This window comes from Pseudomonas sp. OTU750018, from assembly GCF_011636575.1.
Lineage (GTDB): Bacteria > Pseudomonadota > Gammaproteobacteria > Pseudomonadales > Pseudomonadaceae > Aquipseudomonas > Aquipseudomonas peli.
Genome location: NZ_JAAPAU010000004.1, coordinates 425,125 through 443,764, shown reverse-complemented (window position 1 = coordinate 443,764; position 18,640 = coordinate 425,125). Strand labels below are relative to the sequence as shown.

General features: G+C 62.0%; 22 protein-coding genes. 10 read left to right on the top strand and 12 right to left on the bottom strand.

Going from position 1 to position 18,640, the window contains the following annotated elements; all coding sequences use genetic code 11:
* Positions 1–10 precede the first annotated feature (10 nt).
* Both HCI85_RS20760 and HCI85_RS20755 read left to right on the top strand, forming a co-directional pair.
* On the top strand, positions 11–283 hold the full coding sequence (locus HCI85_RS20760) for a TfoX/Sxy family protein (protein WP_090256025.1): 273 nt from the start codon (positions 11–13) through the stop codon (positions 281–283).
* 106 nt (positions 284–389) lie between these two features.
* Positions 390–1,190, top strand: coding sequence for a Crp/Fnr family transcriptional regulator (locus HCI85_RS20755; protein ID WP_167147864.1), 801 nt, complete (start codon positions 390–392; stop codon positions 1,188–1,190).
* Positions 1,191–1,466: 276 nt separating this feature from the next.
* On the opposite strand, the gene HCI85_RS20750 is transcribed toward HCI85_RS20755, so the two are convergent.
* Genes HCI85_RS20750 through HCI85_RS20710 form a run of 9 tightly spaced genes read right to left on the bottom strand, consistent with a single transcriptional unit; the run spans position 1,467 to position 8,405 of the window.
* Positions 1,467–1,874 (bottom strand): nuclear transport factor 2 family protein, encoded by a 408-nt coding sequence (locus tag HCI85_RS20750; protein ID WP_090256023.1) that lies wholly within the window; start codon positions 1,872–1,874, stop codon positions 1,467–1,469.
* A 54-nt stretch (positions 1,875–1,928) separates the two neighbouring features.
* Positions 1,929–2,810, bottom strand: coding sequence for a ChaN family lipoprotein (locus HCI85_RS20745; RefSeq protein ID WP_167147861.1), 882 nt, complete (start codon positions 2,808–2,810; stop codon positions 1,929–1,931).
* A 10-nt stretch (positions 2,811–2,820) separates the two neighbouring features.
* Positions 2,821–3,588 (bottom strand): heme ABC transporter ATP-binding protein, encoded by a 768-nt coding sequence (locus HCI85_RS20740; protein WP_167147858.1) that lies wholly within the window; start codon positions 3,586–3,588, stop codon positions 2,821–2,823.
* Complete coding sequence (locus HCI85_RS20735; protein ID WP_167147855.1) at positions 3,588–4,625, bottom strand: FecCD family ABC transporter permease; 1,038 nt, start codon at positions 4,623–4,625, stop codon at positions 3,588–3,590. The genes HCI85_RS20740 and HCI85_RS20735 overlap by 1 nt, the downstream gene beginning before the upstream one ends.
* The gene (locus HCI85_RS20730) at positions 4,622–5,521 is read right to left on the bottom strand and encodes an ABC transporter substrate-binding protein (RefSeq protein ID WP_167147852.1); all 900 of its coding nucleotides are present in this window, start codon (positions 5,519–5,521) and stop codon (positions 4,622–4,624) included. Before HCI85_RS20730 ends, HCI85_RS20735 begins: the two co-directional genes overlap by 4 nt.
* Positions 5,508–5,939: an ExbD/TolR family protein gene (locus HCI85_RS20725; RefSeq protein WP_167147849.1), complete on the bottom strand. Its 432-nt coding sequence runs from the start codon at positions 5,937–5,939 to the stop codon at positions 5,508–5,510. The genes HCI85_RS20730 and HCI85_RS20725 overlap by 14 nt, the downstream gene beginning before the upstream one ends.
* Positions 5,936–6,577, bottom strand: coding sequence for a MotA/TolQ/ExbB proton channel family protein (locus HCI85_RS20720; RefSeq protein WP_167147846.1), 642 nt, complete (start codon positions 6,575–6,577; stop codon positions 5,936–5,938). Before HCI85_RS20720 ends, HCI85_RS20725 begins: the two co-directional genes overlap by 4 nt.
* Position 6,578: 1 nt before the next feature.
* Entirely contained in the window at positions 6,579–7,649 is a 1,071-nt protein-coding gene (locus HCI85_RS20715; RefSeq protein WP_167147842.1) for a hemin-degrading factor, read from the bottom strand.
* 21 nt (positions 7,650–7,670) lie between these two features.
* Positions 7,671–8,405 carry an energy transducer TonB gene (locus HCI85_RS20710; protein WP_167147839.1) on the bottom strand — a complete coding sequence of 245 codons (735 nt, stop codon included), beginning with the start codon at positions 8,403–8,405 and terminating at the stop codon, positions 7,671–7,673.
* A gap of 130 nt (positions 8,406–8,535) precedes the next feature.
* Here HCI85_RS20710 and HCI85_RS20705 point away from each other — a divergent pair, with 130 nt between their 5' ends.
* Both HCI85_RS20705 and HCI85_RS20700 read left to right on the top strand, forming a co-directional pair.
* Positions 8,536–10,749, top strand: a complete 2,214-nt coding sequence (locus HCI85_RS20705; protein WP_167147835.1) for a TonB-dependent hemoglobin/transferrin/lactoferrin family receptor — start codon at positions 8,536–8,538, stop codon at positions 10,747–10,749.
* Between the two features lie 126 nt (positions 10,750–10,875).
* Positions 10,876–11,202: a Rieske (2Fe-2S) protein gene (locus tag HCI85_RS20700; protein ID WP_167147832.1), complete on the top strand. Its 327-nt coding sequence runs from the start codon at positions 10,876–10,878 to the stop codon at positions 11,200–11,202.
* Here the strand turns inward: HCI85_RS20700 and HCI85_RS20695 are convergent.
* Positions 11,199–12,089: an esterase/lipase family protein gene (locus HCI85_RS20695; RefSeq protein WP_167147829.1), complete on the bottom strand. Its 891-nt coding sequence runs from the start codon at positions 12,087–12,089 to the stop codon at positions 11,199–11,201. The two genes, HCI85_RS20700 and HCI85_RS20695, sit on opposite strands and share 4 nt — an antisense overlap.
* Before the next feature lie 121 nt (positions 12,090–12,210).
* Here HCI85_RS20695 and HCI85_RS20690 point away from each other — a divergent pair, with 121 nt between their 5' ends.
* Entirely contained in the window at positions 12,211–12,939 is a 729-nt protein-coding gene (locus HCI85_RS20690; RefSeq protein ID WP_241693823.1) for a class I SAM-dependent methyltransferase, read from the top strand.
* Positions 12,940–13,005: 66 nt separating this feature from the next.
* Here the strand turns inward: HCI85_RS20690 and HCI85_RS20685 are convergent, their stop codons facing one another.
* Together HCI85_RS20685 and HCI85_RS20680 are read right to left on the bottom strand one after the other, a co-directional pair.
* Positions 13,006–14,094 (bottom strand): fatty acid desaturase family protein, encoded by a 1,089-nt coding sequence (locus HCI85_RS20685; RefSeq protein WP_167147825.1) that lies wholly within the window; start codon positions 14,092–14,094, stop codon positions 13,006–13,008.
* Positions 14,095–14,111: 17 nt separating this feature from the next.
* Positions 14,112–15,227 carry a ferredoxin reductase gene (locus HCI85_RS20680; protein ID WP_167147822.1) on the bottom strand — a complete coding sequence of 372 codons (1,116 nt, stop codon included), beginning with the start codon at positions 15,225–15,227 and terminating at the stop codon, positions 14,112–14,114.
* A gap of 207 nt (positions 15,228–15,434) precedes the next feature.
* Here HCI85_RS20680 and HCI85_RS20675 point away from each other — a divergent pair, with 207 nt between their 5' ends.
* The 5 genes from HCI85_RS20675 to HCI85_RS20655 all read left to right on the top strand — a co-directional run bounded on the left by HCI85_RS20675 (position 15,435) and on the right by HCI85_RS20655 (position 18,599).
* Complete coding sequence (locus HCI85_RS20675) at positions 15,435–16,025, top strand: TetR family transcriptional regulator (protein ID WP_160090197.1); 591 nt, start codon at positions 15,435–15,437, stop codon at positions 16,023–16,025.
* 163 nt (positions 16,026–16,188) lie between these two features.
* Positions 16,189–16,689: an urease accessory protein UreE gene (ureE, locus tag HCI85_RS20670; RefSeq protein ID WP_167147819.1), complete on the top strand. Its 501-nt coding sequence runs from the start codon at positions 16,189–16,191 to the stop codon at positions 16,687–16,689.
* Positions 16,686–17,360, top strand: coding sequence for an urease accessory protein UreF (locus tag HCI85_RS20665; protein WP_167147816.1), 675 nt, complete (start codon positions 16,686–16,688; stop codon positions 17,358–17,360). The genes ureE and HCI85_RS20665 overlap by 4 nt, the downstream gene beginning before the upstream one ends.
* 19 nt (positions 17,361–17,379) lie before the next feature.
* A complete protein-coding gene (gene ureG, locus HCI85_RS20660) occupies positions 17,380–17,994 on the top strand; it encodes an urease accessory protein UreG (RefSeq protein ID WP_167147813.1) in 615 nt (204 codons plus the stop codon).
* A 32-nt stretch (positions 17,995–18,026) separates the two neighbouring features.
* Positions 18,027–18,599, top strand: a complete 573-nt coding sequence (locus HCI85_RS20655; RefSeq protein ID WP_167147810.1) for a HupE/UreJ family protein — start codon at positions 18,027–18,029, stop codon at positions 18,597–18,599.
* Positions 18,600–18,640 lie beyond the last annotated feature (41 nt).

The window sequence follows — 18,640 nt, the reverse complement described above, 5'->3', positions numbered from 1 at the left end:
AGGAGGCTTGATGAACGATGAACTGCAACATTTGAAGAACCTCGGCAAAACCTCAGCTCAGTGGTTACACGCAGTCGGTATCCACAGCGCGAATGACCTGCGGCGGCTAGGGGCCGTCAGCGCCTACCGGGCCGTTCGCGCAAGGGGTTTCAGGGCATCTAAAGTGCTGTTGTATGCGATTGAAGGCGCACTGCTGGATGTGCACTGGAACGAGCTCCCACCTGGGCATAAAGCCGAACTCAATGGCCAGCTCAATGAAAGTTCACCCCACAACAAGAGCTAGCTCACAACCTCTCAGGCTTTTGATTTACCTGAAGCGCGCTGGCAACTATTGTTTTAGGGACGTTCGTGCGGTTTAGTATGCCCAGCCAGTTCAAGGATATTCGCTCATGTATTTACTCGGGGAGCAACCGGCTTACGCCGATCAGCTGATCAACCGACTACAAAGCATCCCCACTCAATTGCTCGATGGGCTTCCACCTGCTGGATCGCCACTACAGCTTGAACGCGCAGAAGACCTATCCAAGATGCTGCCGGGCAATCAGTTATTCATCATTGAAAATGGCCTGTTGCATGCCGTGGTCGATGAGCGTCCGCTGTTTTATCTGCAGGAAGGCGACCTGGTAGGCTTGCGCCAAGGCTTGGACATGCCCAGCTGCCGCTACAGCAGTGAGGAACAGCTGAGTCTGATTCCCTATTCACGCAGCGACGTGTTCAAACACATCTATGCCAGCGAACAACGCCAGGAACTGTTCATCCAGTACCTGATCGGCCACACCGCCCTGTTGTCCGATGCCCTGGCGCGCTTGAAACAGCCAGAAATTCGCCCCTCCACCGGCTTCCAGCATTTCGCTGCGGGTGAAGAGCTGATCCATCAGGGCGACGTCGCCGACAACGTCTTTATCATCATCGAAGGCCATGCCGAGGCCTACGTCGACGGGCACAAGGTCGGTGACGTGCAGAAGGATGAAATCTTCGGCGCCATGGCGGTGTTCACCCGCGAGAAGCGCAGCGCCACGGTGCTGGCCAGCGAGCCATGCACCGTGATGGTCATTCCCAAAGAGCAGTTCCTCAGCCTGATGCAGAGCAACCCGCGCATTGCCCACAGCCTGATCGAGAGCATGGCCAAACGCATCGACCTACTGAACAAGGAAGTCACCCAGCTGCGCCTGCCAGCCGAAGTGTCCTGAAACCCGCTTGCAGCCTAAACAACCCGACCTCGTGTCGGGTTGTTTGTTTATGGGCCGAGCAGGTAGTTGGCAGGCAAATAAAAAAGTTTACTTAAGGGTGTTGACTTGAAAATGAGAATTGTTATTATTACCGCAACTGGTCGCGAGATCAGCCGATAAGCTTAAGAGACCTTCAGTCGGCCTCTTCAGATTATCTCCTCATCAGGCTAATCACGGTTATTGACCCGGCTCTTGCCGGGTCTTTTTTTGCCTGTCGAAAAGTACGCTTACCAGCCTTTAGAAATCGACCTGCGCCAACCATTCCGGCAGATTGAAATGCTGGCTTACGCGGCAGATCTTGCCGTCACGAATTTCGAAGAAACTTGCTGCCGTCAGCTGATAGCTCTGGCCACAGGCATCCGGCAGGCCATCATCGGTGCTCAGGTATTCGCCGCTCAGGGTGAACTCACAAGCGGCGCGCTGCCCGCTTGGCTCGGTGAGGATTTGCAGGTTATCGATGCTTTCGCGGTAGCAGCGCTGGGTGCGCTCCAAATAGTCGGCAAAGGCTTTTATTCCCTGCTCGCGCGGGCCCTGGTTGATGTCCAGCAACACATCGTCGCTGAGCAGGGCCAGGCAGGCGCGGCTGTCGCGCTCGTTGAGGGCGTTGAAGTAGCGGGTAAGCAGGGCGTGGGCAGCGGCTGGCATCAGCAGTCTCCGGTGAAAACCGCAGACTACCTGCTCAGCCGCAGGCAAATCGGGCTAGGGTCGCAGTTTTGCGCAGTGGTCCTGCTCAGGTTGCGCTGGCGTGTACCAGACGTAATCGGCCGACTCAGCGTCAACCTGGCTGCCGACCTCCGCCAAAATCAGCACCTTCACACCTTCAGCTGCCCCTAAATCCTGCAGATGCAGCGGCACACCCAATTCACGGCGCACATGGAAGGCGCCAGCAAACAGCAGACTTGGCGCCGGCGCAGCCAGCAGGGCTTCGGCCATGCGTCGATCCCGCTGTTGCTGCACGGCAAGCATGGCGGGCAACTGACTTTCCGGCAGCAGATTGCAGTGCGACTGGCGAATCTGTTCAAACAGCGCCTCACGCACTGGCTTCGCAGTGGATGCCGAACCTTGCAGTTGTGGCACCTGGGCGTAAATCTGCATGACTTCGCGGCGCTCAAGGTTGGCTGCCAGCAACGGATAAGGCTGACGCAGCGCATGCTGCACCAGCGGCCCATACAGCGACCAAGCCCAGCCTAGCTGCCAGTTCAAAGCACCCAAGATGTCCTGCGGCGCCTGCCCTGCCGCGATAGCAGTGCGCACCTGATCGATCTTGACCTGTTGATCAGGGGTCAGCATTTCCAGCAGCAGACTGCCTTGCGGCCGCTGCGCTGCCAGTGCCCGCAACAGCCAGAGCTGCAGCGCATGGTGATCGGGATTGTCATGCCGCTCGCCGACCAGCACTTTGGGTGCCGCGGCCAAGCGCGTCAGCAGTTGCTCAGGCGTCAGCTGCGCGCCGGTGCGCAAATCGACAATCTGACCCAACTCAGGATGCTGTAAACCTTCCGGGCTTTGCCAGGCGGGTAAAGCAGGTAACGAGGCCTGACAGGCACTCAACAGCGCGGCAGCCAGCAATAACGCAATACGCATAAACAAGACCTTAGCGAGCAACAATTAAAGGATGACCCCGTTCTGGATGCCGCTGCACCAGCACTTCAAGACCGAATACGGCTTGAAGCGGTTCGGCACGCAGCACGTCCTCAGGGCTACCGAGCGCATGAGGGCGACCACGTTCCAACAGCAACAGGCGGTCGCAGTAACGCGCGGCCAGGTTGAGATCGTGAAGAATCACCAGCACCGCCGCGCCCTGCTCGACGAAAGCGCGAATGGCCTGCAGCGTGGTGTGCTGATGCAGTGGATCGAGCATCGACGTAGGCTCATCGAGCAGCAGCATCTGCCCTTCCCCACCGGGCCAGAGCTGCGCCAGCACCCGCGCCAGGTGCACGCGCTGACGCTCACCGCCGGATAACGCCAGATAGCTACGCCCGGCTAGGTGCAAGGCATCAGCCGCTTCCAACGCCTGCTTGATGATCTGTGCATCACGCAGGCGGCCGCTGGCATGGGGTAAACGGCCCATGCCGACTACTTCTTCCACACGAAAGGCAAAATTCAGCGTCGAGGTCTGCGGCAATACCGCCAAACGTTGCGCACGCTCGCTGCCGGGCCAGTCCTGTAAACGCCGTTGATCCAGCCATACATCGCCGTGGCTCGGCTGCAGCTCGCCACACAACGCACCGAGCAAGGTGCTCTTGCCGGCGCCATTGGGCCCAAGCACGCCGAGCACTTCACCCGGACGCAGTTCCAGGTTGATATCCGCCAACACCGTGCACGGGCCGCGCTGTACCGCCAGATTTTCCGCGCGCAGCATCAGGTACGCCCTCGCAGCAACAAGTAAAGGAAGAACGGCGCGCCAATCAACGCCGTGACAATGCCGATCGGCAGTTCAGCCGGCGCCAGCACCAGTCGTGCAGCCAAATCTGCCAGCAGCAGCAGGCTGGCCCCCGCCAACGCTGACGCAGGCAACAGCACGCGATGATCCGGCCCCACCAGCAGACGCACCAGATGCGGCACCACCAGGCCGATAAAGCCAATCATCCCCGCCGCCGCCACCGCTGCACCGACGCCCAGGGCGGTGCAGAACACCAGTTCGGCCTTGATCCGCTCAACAGCAAAGCCCAGATGGCGCGCTTCGGACTCGCCCAACAGCAAAGCATTCAGCGCCTTGGCCCGTCGTGGCAGCCACAGCGCCACGGCGGCCGTGACCAACAGCAACGGCCACAGACGCTCGTAGCTGGCGCCATTCAGGCTGCCCAGGTTCCAGAACGTCAGGGTGCGCAAGGTGGCGTCATCGGCCAGGTAGGTGAACAGGCCGATGGCCGCGCCGGCCAATGCGGTTAGCGCAATGCCGGCCAGGAGCATGGTCGCCACATTGGTTTCGCCGTCACGCCGGCCCAGACGATAGACCAGCGCCGTCACTCCAAGGCCGCCGATAAAGGCGAACAACGACAACAGATAAGGTGCAAAGGCTTCCGGCAAACCGCCAAGGGCAGCGCCGCCGACAATCGCAATCGACGCGCCGAGTGCCGCGCCGCTGGATACGCCGATCAACCCAGGATCGGCCAGCGGGTTACGAAACAGCCCTTGCATCGCCACCCCGCACAGCGCCAGCACCGCGCCGACCAGCAGCCCGAGAAGGGTGCGCGGCAGACGAATCTGCCCGAGGATCAATTCGGCCTGGGCCAGATCATCACCCGGTTGCGCCAGGCCAAGCAGGCGCAGCGCTGCCTTGAGAGTATCGAGCAGCGGCAGGCTGACCGGCCCCAGCGCCAGGGATAACCAGAGCGCGAGCGCCAGCAACAGGCCCAGTGCGATAAACAGTGAGCGCGGTCGAATAACAGGATTCATGGCGTGGGCTTAGCTTCGGCGACCAGGGGTTGGCTGGCAGGATAAAAGGCTGCGGACAAGGCCGCCAGCCCAGCCGGCAAACGCGGGCCGAGACCACCGACCAGCAGCGTCGGATCGAGCATCAACAAGCGCTGATTACGTGCCGCCCGGGTCGCCGCCAGCGCCGGGTTCTGCTGCAGCAATGCCTCACGCGCGGCGTCACCGGACAGGCTGCGGTCGGCGATGATCACCACCTCGGGATCAAGCGCCAGCAGGGCTTCGGTGGACATCGCCTTGTAACCGCTATGGCTGGCAAGGTTGCGCCCGCCAGCGCGCTCGATCAGCCAATCGGCCGAGGTGTCCTTACCGCCCGCCATCGGGCTACCGCCGGCATGCCCGAGCAACAGCAGCACACTCGGCGCTGCTTGCTGATGCTGCGCGTTCACCAGCCAGTCGGCCTGCTGCTGCAAGCGCTGCTGATAGGCCGCAAAGGCCTGATCAGCACGCTGCGGCTCACCTAACAGAGTGCCGATGCGCTGCAAGCTGGCCTGCAAACTGCTCAGATCCGCCTTGGATGAGAGCATTTCCACCAACACCCCGGCGCCGCGCAACTGCGCCAGCACCGGCGGCGGGCCCATCTCTTCACTGCCAATGAGCATATCCGGGCGCAGCGTCAGCATGCCCTCGGCCGCCAGCTGGCGCTGATAACCGATGCTCGGCAGTGCGCGCAGCGATTCTGGATGCTGACTGGTACTGTCCACCCCGACCAGACGGCTTTCGCCACCCAACGCCACCACCCACTCGCTGAGCGAGCCGCCGGAACTGATCCAGCGTTGCGGCAACGGCTCGGCGGCCATCGCCGAGGCACAGGACAACAGGCTCGCGCCCAGGGCGAACAAAGTATTAAGGCGTTTCATGGTTGGCCTCTAGAAGAATGCGACTGTCCTGAATGCCCTGCTGTTGCAGCAAGGCCATCAGATCGAGAAATGCCGACAGCGGTGCCTGACGATCCAACGCCAGGTCCAGACCTACCGTGCTGTCGGCGACAAAGGCTGCAGTCAGTTCAGTGCGCAGCCTAGTGAAATCCGCCTGCTGTACGCCGTTAAAGCGCCAAGCACCTTCGGCTGAGAGCTGTATTTGCATGCGTTCGCCACTGCCGGCATTCGCGGTGGGCAGCGCCTCGCGGCTCTGCGGTAACTGCAAAGGCAGCTCCAGCAGTGGCGTTTGCGCGGTCAGCAGAAAGAACACCAGCACGATAAAAATCACATCGAGCAGCGGCGTCAGATCGGGCAACAGATTGCCCTGAGAATTGCTGGCAGCCGGCAGGCGGATCACGACAACACCCACTGCGCGGCTGGCTGATTACTCGGCAGTTCCAGCTCCAGACCATCCAATGCCAGCTGACAGCGATTGAGTAACGCTTGCACGCCCTCCAGATAACGCTCGGCCCACAAGGCAAAGCCCTGCCCTGCCGCCAGCGCCGGTATGGCGATCAGCAAGCCCCACACCGTGGTGTACAGCGCCTGCCACAATCCATCGGCGAGCAGAGCAGGGGTCACCGGGCTGTTCTGCCCGGCGATATTGGCAAACATCTCAAGCATGCCCAGCACTGTGCCGAGCAGCCCGAGCATGGGCGCCAGCATGCCGATCAGCTGCAGCAAGCGCAGTTGTCGGTTGAGACGCTGACGCTCTTCCAGCAACCAGCAGCCGAGCAGCTCTTCGCGCTGCACAGCCGGCAAGGCGCTGTGTTTAAGCAACAGCGCCAGGCCGTAGCGCCAACCACGCGCACGACCTTTGCAGTGCTCACGTTCACAGGTGCGGCAGGCGCTGACAGCCGCACGCCCGGCGGCAGTGCTCAGCGGCTGCAAGCGCAAAAATACGCTAAGGCGCTCCAGAATCAGTGCCAGCGCCAGCAGCGAACACAGCGCCAGCGGCCAGCCCAGCGGCCCCATCGCACTCCACCACTGGCTCATCTCAGCACCCCAGCACTGGCGCGCTTTCGGCCAGGGCGCGCCAGTCTTCGCGCTCTGGGACGCCCGGTTTGCGCGCGCCAAACAGCTGCACCACCAGCTCGCCATTGGCATCGAAGGCTTCCCAGCTCGTGATCACGCCATCGGTGCTGGGCTTGCGTACCCGCCACAGCTCGGTCACGCCAGTGGTCTGCAAATGAAGATTGAACTCGGGATCGAGCACGTTGAACCAGGTGTCCATCCAGCGCAAGTTGCGCACCGGGCCGGAATGAATCTGGATGCAGTGGCGATTACCGACAAACACCATGATCGGCACTTCACGCGCCCCAGCCTGCTCCAGCAGTTTGGGCAGTTCGTGCACGTCCAGCGGCTCGGCCCACTCACTTCCGGCCAGGCGTAGCGCCTGGGTGCGTGTAGCGCCGTGCTTTTTCAGCAGGGCGAAGAAGTGATGAGTGTCCTTGAGGGTCGACCAACCCACGCGCAGAGCATTCGCGTCTACTTGGGCATCGGCTTGCGCGGGCTGCACCTGGGGCAAAGGCAGCAGATCCAGCTCGGTGCTCTGCTCAGCCATGCGGAAACGTTCCACCACTGGCGCCCAGGCATTTAGCTGGCTGTCTTCGGTGAGAAACACCTTGTGCACCGCAGTGCCCTGACGGTCAAACACCTGAATACTGCGCTGTGTTCCTTTGCCGGTTTGCTCTTCGATGGCAAACACACTGGCCCAGCCGCCGAGGAACAGACGCAGGTCGATATCGGCCGAGACCACCAACCCCATCTGACCATTACCGGTGACCGTCACTTCACGGTAATAACCTTTGCGCTCATGCACGCAATGCTCATTGCGGGTCAGCGCCATCACATAACCCAGCTCGCCCAATGCCGGCAGCAGCTGCGCCCAGTCCGCCTGCAAGCGCACAGCATCGACATCAAGGCGGCTGGCCACCAGTTCGGCCTCGCTGACGGCCAGACGCTCGGCGGCATCGCGAGCGCGTAAGCGTGGCTGCTCGCTGCGCAGCACCTGCCAAGCCAGATACAGATCATTACTGGGCGCGACGGATTGGGCGTGTGTACTCATGGAAAACTCCTCACTGATTAATCAACGGCTCGCCGTCAAAGCGAACTGAATAGGGATCTGTACACGGCTAGGCACAGCCTGACCGCCGGTGGTTTCGGGACGAAAGCGCCACTTGGCAACCGCCGCCAGAGCGGCGCGATCGAGACTCTCCACGCCCGAAGAGCGCAGTACGTTCAGGCTGCGTTGCTGGCCGCGCTCATCCAGACGCACCTCGACCAGCACCACACCCTGCTGATTACGCCGCCGCGCCTGGGACGGGTAATTCGGCTGGCGGGGCGGCTCGCGGAAACTCGGTTTGCGGCTAAGCACTTCAGCAACCGGCTTTGTGGCAACCGGCTTGGCGGGCGCGGCTTGAGCCGCTGCACGCACCGCAGCCGACTGACGGGTTGCCTCGGTTGGCTGCGCTTGTACCGGCTGGTTTTGAGTTGGCTGTGCCGCTACCGCTGGCTTTGCCTTGGCCACTGGCGCCTGCACGACAGGCTTAGGTGCCGGAGACTTTCTAGGCACGACCGCCTGGCGTTGCTGTTGCTGTTGCTGTTGCTGTTGCTGTTGCTGTTGCTGTTGCTGTTGCTGTTGCTCAGGCAGCTTGACCGGCGCCGGCGCAGCCTGTTGCAACACTGCAGCCAGGCGTAAGACCTGGGGCGCTTCGCGGGTTTGTGCCGCACTCAACGCAAGCGGTTGCGCCTCGCCATGCAGCAGCCAGCCGGCGGCATGCAGCGCCAGCGACAGCAGCAGAAACAGCGACAAACGCAGCATGCAAAAGCCCAATCAAATCGAATTAGATCTATTTGATAATTATTTGCATTAGCATGTCAATGTCGTTTAGGTTTGCCGCCGATGCCAACCCGGTGGTCACAGAAACCACCCGTACGATCCTGGAGTCCCCATGCACAGAAGTCCTCCATTCGCCCGCCGCCCCTGGCTTGCCCTGCTGTTACTCAGCCCATCGCTGACCCTTGGCGCCGAGAAAGCGCCGAACCAGTTCGACACGGTGACCGTCACGGCCACCCGCACCGAACAGACCCTCGATCAGGTGCCGAGCACGGTGTCGGTGCAGACCGAACGCGATATCGATCAGAAGAACGTGAAGAACATTCAGGACCTGGTGCGCTATGAGCCCGGCGTGACCGTCGGCGGCACCGGCAGCCGCTTCGGCCTGGCGGGCTTCACCATCCGCGGCATTGGTGGTAACCGCGTGCTGACCCAGGTGGACGGCGTGCCGACCCCAGATGCCTTCACCTTCGGCCCCTTCCTCGATGCGCGGCGCAACTACGTCGACCCAGACACCGTGAAGCAGGTGGAAATCATCCGCGGCCCCGCCAGTTCGCTATACGGCAGCGACGCAATTGGCGGCGCGGTGAGCTTCCTGACCAAGGATGCAGGCGACTATCTGGATGAGGGTGACGACGTCTACGCGCGCCTCAAGACCGGTTACAACGGCGCCGACGACAGCTGGATGCGCAGCACTACCCTGGCCGCACGCAAAGGTCAGTTCGATGGCCTATTGCACCTCGGCCGTCGCGATGGCCAGGCTCAGGACACCTTTGGTGGGCGTGGCGGCATCGGTGCCGCACGCGAGCAAGCTAACCCGCAGGATTACCGCGCCGACAACCTGCTGAGCAAGCTCGGCTGGAACTACAACGACAGCGACCGCCTGCAGTTGACCTACGAAACCCTAGAAGACAGCGCGAGCACCCAGGTGCTTAACGAATACAGCACGAACGCTACCGTGCGCACCTCCGATGCAACTGACACCACCGATCGCCAACGGGTCAGCCTGCAACATCAGTTCGAGATAGGCAGCGTGATCGCCGACCGCGCCGAATGGCAGCTGAGCTATCAGGACAGTCAGATCCGCCAGCGCACCGAGCACACCCGCTTCAGTGCTGGCACCCTGCGCGAGCGCAGCCGCGACTCCACCTACCAGGAGAAGCTGTGGGCATTCAATGCCAAGTTCGACAAACTGTTCGAAACCGGCATTGCCAAACACCAACTGATCTACGGCTTCGACGTCAAACGCCTGGACAGCAGCGACCTGCGTCGCGGCCGCGAAGTCTTCGCCAGCAATGGTTTGCCGGTGCCGGCCATCCCAGGCGATGAAACCTTTCCCCTGAGCGACTTCCCCGACCCGACGTCCACCGAGTACGCGCTATTTGCCCAGGACAATATCGAGATTGGTCGCTGGACCCTTCTGCCGGGCTTGCGCTACGACCACTACGAGATGAAGCCCGACGTCACTCAGGAATACCTGAACAGTAAACCGGTCAACAGCAATCCGGCTGATTACAAAGACGATGCAATCTCGCCCAAGTTTGGCGTGACCTACCAGCTCGATGACGCCCACAGCGTTTACGGCCAGTACGCCGCTGGCTTCCGCGCGCCCAATGCCGTGGATATCTTCGGTGAGTTCATCAACTTTGCCCGCGGCTACCAGACCATCGCCAACCCCGACCTCAAGGCCGAAACCAGCGACAGCTACGAGCTCGGCCTGCGTGGTAAATACAGCGCCGGCAGCTTCGGCCTGGCGCTGTTCTACAACCGCTACGACGACTTTATTGAGCAGGTCACCCTGGCCAATGATCCGACTGGCAACGGCCGCATGACCTTCCAGTACCAGAACCTGGATCGCGTCACCATCCGCGGCGCAGAAGCCAAGGGCGAATTATTCCTTAACAGCGTTGGCCTACCGGACGGCACCCGTCTACGCAGCTCGATTGCTTATGCACGCGGCAAGGACGAAGCCAGCGGCCAGCCGATCAACAGTGTTGATCCGCTAAAAGCAGTGTTCGGTCTCGGCTATGACGCGCCAAGCGGGCAGTTCGGCGGCGAGTTGGCCTGGACTCTGGTGGCGGCCAAGGAGCGTGTCGACGAAACCCAGATTGCCAACCAGTACGAACCCTCCGGCTACGGCCTGCTCGACCTGACAGGCTACTGGCAAGCGACTGAGCAGTTCTCGGTCAACGCCGGCCTGTACAACCTGGGCGACAAGCAATACTGGCAGTGGGGGGATGTCCGCAGCATCACCGAAAACAGCGCCAGCCTGGGCCGCTATACCCAGCCGGGCCGCCACGCCGCCGTCAATCTGGTCTGGGAAATCTGACCCAGCAACACGTCTAGCGCGCGATCAACTAGCCGCGAAAAAGCGTTCCACTTGGCGCAAGGATGCGCCCTCCTCTTTCACTTCCACGCCAGGGCGGCATAATGCCGACCTGTCGGGGAGGTTCCTATGTTGCGTTTGTGTGCACCGGATGAAGTGGCCGAAGGCCAGAGTCGGGGCTTTGAGATAGCGGGAGAGAAGCTGTTTGCCGTGCGCAAAGACGGCCAGCTGTATGCCTATCGCAATCGCTGCCCGCACCGTGGCATCCCACTGGAATGGCTGCCCGACCAGTTTCTCGATCACAGCGCCAGCATGATCCAGTGCGCCACCCACGGCGCACTGTTTCTGATCGAGTCCGGCGAATGCGTCGCCGGCCCCTGCGCCGGGCAATCGCTGCAGGAGCTTGTCATCCGCGAGGATGATCAGGGCATCTGGGTCGTGCTAAACGAACTCTAGAGTCCGGCAGCCGCCAAACGCTTTGCGTGCTCGACAAACAGCTTTACCGGCTCGGCGCCTTTGCCGACCAGGCCGAAGGTCTGATTGATGATGTCGAAGTGATCCATCGGGTACTGATCACCAATCACCGTGCCCAGGTGTGAGCTGTAGCGCCCGACCATGCCGTCGCACTGCCCCGGCTCGCGCTGAAAGGTTTTGGCAAACATCCGGCAAGCGACATTCGGCCCGTCGAAGCGGTTGCCGCCTTTATCGGTGATACCCGGCTGAATGGTGCCGGACCAGGAGTAGTAGCGCACGCCGTTAACCTCAGCCGCGCCCTCACCGCCCCAAACCTCCGGCAAGCCTTGCGGATACTGCACATTAAAGGCAGCCACGCCGTCGCTGGTCAGCGATTGCTGCGCCGCTGCCACATCCATCGGCAGTGGTTCGCCTTTGTAACCGCGCTCCAACCAGGCCATGCACCGCGCTACGCCACGCAGCAGACGCGCCAACAAACGCTCGCGCCAGCTGCCGTGCGGGGCTTTGCGTTTGAGAAAATCCGCCAATTCAGAGCCATGATTAGGCCCGGCGACCGAGGTGACGGACGCTACCCACTCGGGCTTTAGCGCGGCCGCGTAACGCGCCGTCAGGGCGCCCTGGCTGTGACCGATCAGATGGACCTTTTCTGCGCCGGTCTCCTGCAGCACATCGGCGATGCGCAGCAGCAGTTGCTCGCCGCGCACCTCAGTCGAATGCACCGAAGACACCAGCACCGGGAAGACTGTTGCACCGATGCGGCGCAGCGCCGTGACGATGCCGTACCAGTAGGGATAACCGAGCAGGCTGATAAAGCCGAGTAAACCTGGCACCAGGACCAGGGGATAACGGGGTGCAGAAGATGTCGACATTGCAAACCATCCTTGTGTCATACCGCCGAGAAAGAAAGTACTGAACCACGAAGCATGCCAATACAGCGCGTGGGAATAGTGGGCCACCTGGCCTATAGTCCTGGCTTCTCTTTGCGCTGCCATGACCATGCATACCATCGAACGGATTTACCCGAAGGATCTCAATCCGCTGAACCCGGACGACCAGGCCAGCCTGCAGATTCATATGCAGCGCTATGAGTTTGCAGCCCTGCACCTCAGCGGCCAGCGCGTGCTGGATATGGCCTGCGGCTGCGGCTATGGCACGGCCCTGCTGGCTGAGCGCAACCCGGACAAACAGGTTACCGGTGTGGACATCGACCCGGCGGCCATTGCCTACGCCCGCAACCATTACCACCTGCCCAACCTGCGTTATGAATGTGCAGATGCCGAACAGTTCAGCAGCGAGCAGGGCTTTGACTGCATCGTCAGCCTGGAAACCATCGAGCACCTGCCGCGTCCGCACGTGCTGCTGGCCAACTATGCACGCTTATTGGCCGGAGGCGGCAAGGTCATCGCGTCAGTACCAATCACCCCGACCCTCGACGGTAACCCGCACCACCTGCATGACTTCAGCAAACGCAGCTTTTATGCACTGTTCCGCCAGCAAGGGCTGCATGCCCGGCAGCACTTGGAACAGATTCAGTGGTGGCAGTTCAAAGGTTTATTCTCGAAACAGGCCGATCAACAGAAACAGCACCGCAGCGAAGGGGTCGGCAATGCGGTGCTGCTGTATTACCGCAAACGCCCGCTGTACCTGTTCAGCCGGCTGTATTCGATGCTGCGGTACGGCTTTAGCAACCGTTATCTGACGTGCGTGTTTACGCGCTGACTGTCACTCAGGGTGAATGGTGGATGAAAACAGCGTCATCCACCCTACGCAGCTTGGATCGCGCAGTTAAGCGCCAGCCGGCATAGCCTCGACCGGGCGACGGCGGTAGATCCAGATCCGCTTGAGCACTGTCGAAAACTGGCTCCACAAGCTGCCATTGTTATAGACCTGACCATAACGCTCGGCGATCTCACGGACCTCCACAGCCATCGCCGCATAGCGCCGCGCCGGTAGATCGGGGAACAGGTGGTGTTCGATCTGGTGGCTGAGGTTGCCCGTCAGAATATGGAACAGCGGTCCGCCATTCAGGTTGCTGGACCCGCGCAGCTGGCGCAGGTACCAGTGCCCAAGGCTCTCGCCGATCACCGACTCCTTGCTGAACACCGCCGCCTGCTCGGTAAAGTGACCGCAGAAGATCACCGTGAAAGTCCACAGGTTGCGGATCAGGTTGGCCACGGCATTACCGGCGAGCACTGCCATGGCATTGGCGCCGATCAGCAGCGCCAGCAGTGGGAAAAACAGGTAATCCTTGCCCCACTGACGCAGTATCTTGGCGTTGAACTGTTTGATCAGCGGACGCACTTCGGCCTTGCTCAGCTTGCCCTTGTAGACCTTGTCCAGACGCAGATGCTGGATAGCCACCGAGTACTGGAACAACAGCGCTTGGAGCGTCACCCACAGCGGCTGCCAACGGTAGAACGGCTTCCAGCGCTGCTCGGGAAACAGCCGCACCACGCCATAGCCCACGTCATCGTCCATGCCCAGCACATTGGTCCAGGTGTGGTGCACGTGGTTATGGGTGTGCCGCCAGAAGTCACTCGGGCCGGCGATATCCCATTCGTAGCTGCGTCCGGCAAAATCGGGGTCATTCATCCAGTCGTATTGGCCGTGCATGACGTTATGCCCCAGCTCCATATTCTCCAGAATCTTGCCCAGCCCCAGCAGCAGGGTGCCGAGTAGCCAGGTCGGCGGAAACCAACCGAGCATCAGCAGGCCACGTCCGCTCCAGCAACAGAACCGCACCGCCGCGCGAATCCGGCGGATATAGCGCGCATCCACCTCGCCCAGATCGGCCAGGGTGCGCTGACGCAGGGCGTCCAGCTCGCTGCCGAAGGCGTTCATTTCATCCAGGGAGAGTTCGCGATCACGACGCATGGGGATTCCCTCGCAAGTTAAAGATCAATGTCGACATCGCTGTGGGGCGCGCTGACGCACAATCGAATGGGTTGTCCGGGCTCGCTAAACAGTGCCCCGCTGCGCAGATCGCGCACCGTGCCGCTGAGCAGCGTACAGGTGCAGCTGGCACAGATGCCCTGCCGACAGCCATGGGCCGGCTTAAGGCCATGGGCTTCGGCCTGTTCCAGCAAGCTGAGCTGATTATTGGCGGTCGCCTGCTGATGGCTGCGGGCAAATCCCAAGCGCACCGCGCGCAAGCTGACATCAGCGCGCAGCACGGGTGCAGTGAAGGCCTCAACCTGCAGCGCGCCAGGCAGTTTGGCGGCCTGCCACCACTGCTGCACCTGGCCGACAAAACCCGCCGGGCCGCAGGCCAGGACGCGGCGCTGATCCAACTGCGCAACATCGGCCAGATGCTTATCCGTAAAACGCCCAACTGATCCTTCCGATCCAACACCGGCAGCGGTCAGTGACCAACGCACCTGCAGGTTGCTGTGCTGCGCCTGCAGGGCCTGCAATTCGGCAACAAAACCGCGCTGGCCCTGCTCGCGTACGTAATGCAGCAAGGTGATCGGCGCACTGAACCCCTGCGCCAGCGCAGTACGCAGCAGGCCCAGCAACGGCGTGATGCCACTGCCTGCCGCCAACAACAACACCCCCTCGTGCGCCTCTGGCCAACTCAATTCGCCATACACAGGACCCAGTTCCAGCACATCACCCACCGCCAGGTGTTCCAGTAAATAGGGTGACACCCGGCCGCCGGCCTGATGCTTGATGGCGATCTGCACGCAGCCATTCGGCTGCACCGCCGTCAGGCTGTAGCTGCGACTCAGGCGCACGCCATTGCGTTCAAGGAACAGCTGCAGGTGCTGACCCGGCTGCGCGCCGCGCCAGTTACCGTTGGCCTGCAGGGTCAGTTCGAGCATGTCATCCGCCACCCACTGGCGCTGAACGACCCGGGCGAATACCCGGTTCAAGCGCAGCGCCGGGTGCAGCAGTTTCAGCCCAGCATCAACATCGCTTTCGCGCAACCAGCCCTGCGCCGCCAGCACCCGTAAGGGCGCAAGCAAGCGCGTACAGCCGCGCATCCACGCAAAAGGGATCAGGGTCATGACAGAATCCAGTGAACATTTGTTCACTAGACTGGCAGAATCACAAGCACTCAGTCAACACATGTACACTCAAAGTCGTACACGCTGCGGTTCGACGCCTGCAACACCGCTTTGTTAGAGTGCAGCGCTGAACGCCATGCCGAGCCTCGAAGTTTGAAACCACTACAACCGCGCGCCGAACAAAAACTGCAAACCCGCCACGCCCTGATGGACGCCGCCCGCAGCCTGATGGACAGCGGCCGTGGCTTTGGCAGCTTGAGTCTGCGTGAAGTCGCGCGCTGCGCCGGGATTGTGCCTACCGGGTTCTACCGGCACTTTGACGACATGGATGCGCTCGGCCTGGCCTTGGTGGCCGAAGTGGGCGAAACCTTCCGCGAAACCATTCGCCAGGTACGCCACCACGAATTCGAGCTGGGCGGCGTGATTGATGCCTCGGTGCGGATTTTCCTCGATGCCGTGGCGGCCAACCGCTCACAGTTTCTGTTTCTCGCCCGCGAGCAGTACGGCGGCTCGCTGCCCGTACGCCTGGCCGTGGGCGCACTGCGCGAACGCATCACCGCTGACCTGGTGGCGGACCTCGCGCAGATGCCGAAATTGCAGCATTTCGACACCCCGGCGCAGAACGTGCTGGCCGACCTGGTGGTTAAGACCGTGTTTGCCACACTGCCCGAGCTGATCGACCCACCGGCACGCGCCCTGCCGCGGCATGCCACCCCCGAAGCGAAGATGATCGAGCAGCTACGCTTTATCTTTATCGGCGCCAAGCACTGGCAAGGCCTGGGGCAGCACAACCACTGAGCGCACCACTATCGCGCACGCAAATAGCGCACGCACCAAAGCGCAGCCTGGAATGCCCATTCGTTACGCACACCACTCGCCACACAGCCCGCGCTGTGGGCCAGGCAGCAGTTTGGCAAGGCACTTGCTCTATAACCGGCATTGACCTGCCGGAAACTGCCCCATGTTGGTGATTCACCGCCGTATTGCCGCCCAGCCGCACTGGGATGCTGAACTCGAGCTGAGCTTCGAAGCCCGCAGCAAAAGCCGTCTGCGTTGCTACAGCCGCACAGGCGAGGATGTCGGCCTGTTCCTCGAACGCGGCCAGCCCGCCTTGCACGATGGCGAATGCCTGCAGGCCGAAGACGGCCGCATCGTACGCGTCATCGCCCGCACCGAACCGCTGCTGCACGTCACCTGCGCCAACGCCTTCGAGTTGATGCGCGCCGCCTACCACCTGGGCAACCGTCACGTGGCTCTGCAACTCGGCGATGGCTGGCTGCGCCTGCCGGATGACTACGTGCTCAAGGCCATGCTCGAACAACTCGGCGCCACGGTGAAACTGATCGAAGCCCCCTACCAGCCCGAGCAAGGCGCTTACGGCGGCGGCCATCACCATTCCCATGCTGGCGATGCCGAATTCAGCTATGCGCCGCGCCTGCATCAATTCGGTGCACGCAAGTGAATAAAGCTTGGCAGCTGTTGAGGCTCGCCAGCCCGCAATTGCCGATTGGCGGCTACAGCTATTCCCAGGGCCTGGAAATGGCGGTGGAACAAGGCTTGGTGGATAACGCGGAAAGCGCTCAGCGCTGGATTGCCGATCAGCTGCTGCTCAATCTCGCGCGGTTTGAAGCGCCGTTGCTACTCGCCCATTGCCAGGCTGCTGCCAACGAGAACTGGGCTCAGCTACGTCACTTGGCCGAACAGCAACGCGCCAGCCGCGAAACCCGCGAGCTGCGCCTGGAAAGCCGGCAGATGGGCTACTCCCTGCAGCAGCTGCTCACAGGCTTACCAGAGCTGGATCAGCCGGCGCAGCAGCTGTTCGGCGAACTCGACGAACCCGGCCTGGCCGTCGGCTGGGCACTGGCCGCGCGTGCCTGGCAGATCGCGCCACAAGATGCCCTCTCCGCCTGGCTCTGGGGCTGGCTGGAAAACCAGCTGGCAGTGCTGATGAAAACCCTGCCGCTGGGCCAGCAAGCCGCCCAGCGTCTGACCTCGCAACTGCTGCCGCTGCTCGATCAGGCGCAGCGCCAGGCTAGCGAGTTAGAACCGCAACACTGGGGCAGCGCCGCCTTTGGCCTGGCCCTGGCGAGCATGGCGCATGAGCGTCAGTACAGCCGTTTATTCCGTTCTTGATGATAAGGAAGACTTGAAGATGAACAGCCAACCCCTGCGTGTCGGCATCGGTGGCCCGGTCGGTTCTGGCAAAACCGCCCTGACCCTGGCCCTGTGCCTGGCCCTGCGCGAACGCTACAACCTGGCCGTGGTGACCAACGACATCTACACCCAGGAAGACGCGCAGTTTCTGGTGCGCAACGAGGCCCTGGCGCCCGAACGCATCATCGGCGTGGAAACCGGTGGTTGCCCGCACACGGCGATTCGCGAAGATGCCTCGATCAACCTGGAAGCGGTCGACCAACTCAACCGGCGCTTTCCCGGCCTGGACCTGATCATCGTCGAATCCGGCGGCGACAACCTCTCGGCTACCTTCAGCCCGGAGCTGTCGGACCTGACCATCTACGTGATCGACGTATCCGCCGGCGACAAGCTACCGCGCAAAGGCGGCCCTGGGATCTGCAAGTCCGACCTGCTGGTGATCAACAAGGTCGACCTGGCCCCGCTGGTCGGCGCCTCGCTGGAGGTGATGGAACGCGACACCCTGAAGATGCGCGGCGACAAGCCGTTTGTGTTCAGCAACCAGAAGATCGGCCAGGGGCTTGAGCAGATCATCGCCTTTATCGAACGACACGGCATGCTCAACGCAGCCTGATTGCGCCTCATATTCAGTCAAGGAGACACCCCATGAACCTGCGTAAATCCCTGTTCGCCCTCGCCCTGTTTCTCAGCCCCGCAGTGGCCTTCGCCCACGCTGGCCACGATCACTCCGGGCTAATGGCCGGCCTGGCCCACCCGGTGTTCGGCCTCGACCACCTGCTGGCCATGCTCGCCGTCGGCCTGTGGGCTGCACAGCAATCCGGCGCGGCGCGCTGGGCGCTGCCGCTGACCTTTGTTGGCACGATGTTGATCGGCGGCCTGCTGGGCTTTAACGGCTTGCAGATTCCGCTGATGGAAACCGGTATCGCCGCGTCAGTGCTGGCGTTTGGTCTTCTAGTCGCCGTGGCCATCCGCCTGCCAATGGTTATTTCCATCGCCCTGACTGCACTGTTCGCCCTGACCCACGGCGTGGCCCACGGCCTGGAGCTGCCGGCGCTGGCCAGCCCATGGGGCTATGCCGCCGGCTTCGTGGTCGCAACCGCCGCCCTGCATGCCAGCGGCTACGCACTGGTGCGTCTGCTGCCCCAGGCCGCTGCACCGGTGGTGCGCTTACTCGGCGCGGCTTCGGCAGTCACCGGCGCCTGGCTGCTGGCCGGCTAAGTGACTGGCTCGGGTGGACGACCAGCGTCCACCCGCATCCG